We start from the raw sequence: 3,955 nt of genomic DNA on the forward strand, positions 1-3,955 counted from the left end.
TGTCGAAGCCTCCGCGGGCGTCGCGCGGGCGGCGGGGCGTGCAGCGGTGGCTGAGCTTGTCGAAGCCTCCGCGACCCGAACGTGACCGTGGCCGTGAGGCCGTGGCATCCATCCCCCGAACGAAGGAGCCGCGTCGATGAAGATCGTGGTGCTGATCAAAGAAGTGCCCGACACGTGGGGCGAGCGCCGGCTCGACCTCGAGACCGGGCTGACCGACCGGGCGGCCGCGACGCCCGTGCTCGACGAGATCGACGAGCGCGCGGTCGAGGCCGCGCTCGCCCACGCCGATGCGCATGAGGGAACCGAGGTGGTCGTGCTGACAATGGCGCCGGCATCGGCCGCGGCCACGGTGCGCAAGGCGCTGGCGATGGGAGCGACGTCCGCCGTGCACGTCGTCGACGATGCGCTGCACGGGGCCGATCTGCTGCTGACCGCCGAGGTGCTCGCGGCGGCCATCCGGCGCACGGGATTCGACCTCGTGATCGCCGGCAACCTCTCGACCGACGGGGGTGGCGGCGTGCTGCCCGCGATGGTCGCCGAGATCCTCGCCGTGCCGAACCTGACCGCGCTGTCGAGCCTCGAGCTGACGGGCGACTCCGCTTCCGGCGACCGTGTGAGCGACGCGGGCACGATGCGGGTGTCGGCCGCGCTCCCGGCGGTCGTCTCGATCACCGAGGCGATGCCCGAGGGGCGGTTCACGACCTTCAAGGGCATCATGGCGGCGAAGAAGAAGCCGTACGAGACTCTGGATGCCACGGCCCTCGGCGTCGAGGCGGAGGATCCCGCCGTGCCCCGGTACATCATGCTGTCGGTCACCGAGCGCCCTCCCCGCGAGGCGGGGATCAAGATCACCGACGACGGAGACGCCGCCGAGAAGCTCGCCGCCTTCCTCGCCGACGAGGGGGTGCTGCGATGACCGTCGCGCTCGTGCTGCTCGAGGTACTCCCCAATGGGGCGCTCGCCGCGTCGTCCGCGGGGCTGCTAGCCGCGGCCGGCCGGGTGGGGGAGTCGGTCGCGGTCGTCGTGGGACCGTCGCGCGCCGCGGAGGAGGCCGCCGGCCTCGGCGCGGTGCGCGTGCTCACCGCCGACGCCGATTCCGACGCCCTGACCCTTCCCGTGGTCGACGCGCTCGCCGCGGCGGTCGCGCGCGAGCGCCCCGACCTCGTGCTCGCGTCGAACTCCATCGAATCGCGCGACGCCGTGGCCCGCTTGGCCGCACGTCTGCGGTTGCCGCTCGCTGCCGACGTGGTGGGTCTCGACCGCGACGAGCTCGGGATCGTGGCGCGGCATTCCGCCTTCGGTGGGGCATTCACGGTGGAGGGTGCCCCGACCTTCGGGCCGCTTGTCGCCACCCTGCGGCCGGGCGCGGTCACCGAGCGCCTCGACACGCAGCCTCTTGTCGTCGAGCGGCTGGAGGTCGTGGCATCCGGAGTCCCGGCGGGTCGAGTCGAGAGTTTCTCCGAGACCGCCGCGCCGTCGTCGCGCCCCGAGCTGCGCGGCGCGGACATCGTGGTGGCCGGAGGGCGCGGCGTGGGCTCGCGCGAAAACTTCGCGCTCGTCGAGCAGCTCGCCGACGTGCTCGGCGCCGCGGTCGGCGCATCGCGCGCGGCGGTCGACGCCGGATACGTGCCGGCCGCCGCGCAGGTCGGACAGACGGGCGTGACCGTGTCGCCGCGGCTGTACATCGCGCTCGGGATCTCGGGGGCGATCCAACACCGCGCCGGCATGCAGACCGCTACCACCATCGTCGCGGTCGACAAAGACGCCGAGGCGCCGATCTTCGCGATCGCCGACTTCGGTATCGTCGGAGATCTGTTCACCGTCGTCCCGCACCTGATCAGCGCGCTCGAGGCTCCGAAGAAATAGATGGCGTCCACACCACGCAACCCGCGTCGCGGGCTGCCGCGCGTCCCCGGCGGGGAGCCCTGGCCGCCCGCGGTCTCCGGCGCGCCCGAGGCGGGGGACGACATCTCCGTGGTGGGCGCCGCGCCGGTGCAGGGTGCGCGGGGCGACGGCGAGCCGTGGCCGCCAGGTTCCGTTGTTGCGGATTCGGAGAACGGCGGCGGATCCGGACGTAGCGGCGAGATCGATCCGAATCCGGTGACGCTTTCCGAATCCGCGGCCGTGTCGGTCGCGCAGGATGCGGCCGGTCTCGCGGATTCCGCGAGTTCCGGGCGTGAGCCTCTTTCGGATCCGGATGCCGCGGACTCCGCGCCCACGTCGGAGGTGCGGCGGGGGCTGCCTCGCGTTTCGGGTGGCGAGCCGTGGCCGCCGGCTTCCGCGCGCGCAGATTCGGAGAACGGCGGCAGATCCGGACGCATCGGCGAGATCGATCCGAATCCGGTGACGCTTTCCGAATCCGCGACCCCGTCGGCCGCCCCTCGCCCGCCCCTCGCGGTGCGGAGGACGGTGTGGCCGGGCGTCGCGGCATCCGCACCTCGCCCCGCGAAGGCCGAACCGCACCGCATCGGCCCCTACACGCCGCTGCAGTGGCTCGGCTCGATGATCGTGCTCGGAGTCTTCGCGTTCGCGCTGGCCGGGATCGCGGTGCTGCTCGCGCGGTTCGTCCTGGCTCTCGAGCCGGGGCGCGACTTCCTGGCCGCCTTCCCGGGCGAGTACCCGCTCCCCGAGGGGGCGCCGGTGGGGCTCCCCGTATGGCTGAACTGGTCGCACTTCCTCAACAGCTTCTTCCTGCTCTTCATCATCCGCACGGGATGGCAGGTGCGGCGTGAGAAGCGGCCGAGCGCCTTCTGGTCCCCGCGGAAGAACAAGAAGCGCCGCATCAGCCTGACGCTGTGGTTCCACCAGGCTGTCGACATCCTGTGGATCGCGAACGGTGTCGTCTTCGTCGTCCTGCTGTTCGCGACCGGGCAGTGGATGCGCATCGTCCCGACGTCGTGGGAGGTCTTCCCGAACGCGCTGTCAGCCGCGCTGCAGTACGTCTCGCTCGACTGGCCCACCGAGAACGGCTGGGTGAATTACAACAGCCTCCAGCAGCTGTCGTACTTCGCGATCACGTTCGTCGCCGCGCCGCTCGCGATCGTCAGCGGCGTGCGGCTGTCGGGCGTGTGGCCCAAGAACGCCGAGAAGCTCAACCGGATGTACCCCCTCGAGTGGGCGCGCAGAATCCACTTCCCCGTGATGCTGTTCTTCGTGGCGTTCATCGTCGTGCACGTCGGGCTGGTGCTGGCGACGGGCGCCCTGCGCAACCTGAATCACATGTACGCCGCCCGCGGCGCGGTCGACCCCGACGCCTTCACGAGCGACCCGACCGGGTTGCTGATCTTCGCGGCATCCCTGCTCATGATGGCCGCGGGATGGGTGGCCGCGCGACCGCGCGTCCTGGCGCCGATCGCTCGGCTCTTCGGCGACGTGAAGATGCGCTGAGCGGGCAGGGCCTTGCGGCTACTGCTCGGGCGAAACGATGTGCGGCACGCTGCGCGCTCATCGCGTGCGCGCGGGCGTCCGCGCGGCTCCGCGCGAGCCGCGCATAAACGCTGTTTGCGCGCATAAACGCGTGCACAGCGTGTTTCTGTGAGCGGATGGCGTTTATGGATGCCGAATGCCGGCCGCGGCCTCGCGCCCACCCAACCGCGGCTCCGTGCCACGCCTCCCGCGGCTCCGCGCCGCGCCTCCCGCGGCTCCGCGCCGCGCCTCCCGCGGCTCCGCGCCGCGCCATGCCCTCGCCCCCGCTCTGGTCCCGCGCTCCGGCCCCGCGCTCCGCGCTCCGCGCCAGCGCGCATAAACGCTGTTTGCGTGCATAAACGCGTGCAGAGCGTGTTTCTGTGAGCGGATGGCGTTTATGGATGCCGAATGCGCGGCTGCGCCCCGGCGTCTGCCCGACCGCTACCTCGCGCGGTCCCCGCGCGCCCCGCGGCTCTGCCCTCTGGCGGCCTCGCGCCAGTACGCATAAACGCTGTTTGCGTGCATAAACGCGTGCAGAGCGTGTTTCTGT

Annotated in this window: 3 protein-coding genes; all 3 read left to right on the forward strand. The window is 71.7% G+C overall.

Going from position 1 to position 3,955, the window contains the following annotated elements:
* Positions 1-136: 136 nt before the first annotated feature.
* From P2P98_RS18535 to P2P98_RS18545, 3 genes are read left to right on the forward strand one after another with little or no spacing between them, the layout of a single operon-like run.
* Positions 137-916, forward strand: coding sequence for an electron transfer flavoprotein subunit beta/FixA family protein (locus P2P98_RS18535; RefSeq protein WP_275801748.1), 780 nt, complete (start codon positions 137-139; stop codon positions 914-916).
* A complete protein-coding gene (locus P2P98_RS18540) occupies positions 913-1,866 on the forward strand; it encodes an electron transfer flavoprotein subunit alpha/FixB family protein (protein WP_275801749.1) in 954 nt (317 codons plus the stop codon). The genes P2P98_RS18535 and P2P98_RS18540 overlap by 4 nt, the downstream gene beginning before the upstream one ends.
* Positions 1,867-3,387, forward strand: coding sequence for a cytochrome b/b6 domain-containing protein (locus P2P98_RS18545; protein ID WP_275801750.1), 1,521 nt, complete (start codon positions 1,867-1,869; stop codon positions 3,385-3,387).
* The last annotated feature ends 568 nt before the right edge of the window (positions 3,388-3,955 follow it).

It is taken from the genome of Microbacterium sp. Kw_RZR3 (genome assembly GCF_029222405.1).
Lineage (GTDB): Bacteria > Actinomycetota > Actinomycetes > Actinomycetales > Microbacteriaceae > Microbacterium.

Coding starts and splice junctions, on each gene's coding strand:
- P2P98_RS18535 (WP_275801748.1), top strand. CDS start 137: ATGAAGATCGTGGTGCTGATCAAAGAAGTGCCCGACACGTGGGGCGAG.
- P2P98_RS18540 (WP_275801749.1), top strand. CDS start 913: ATGACCGTCGCGCTCGTGCTGCTCGAGGTACTCCCCAATGGGGCGCTC.
- P2P98_RS18545 (WP_275801750.1), top strand. CDS start 1,867: ATGGCGTCCACACCACGCAACCCGCGTCGCGGGCTGCCGCGCGTCCCC.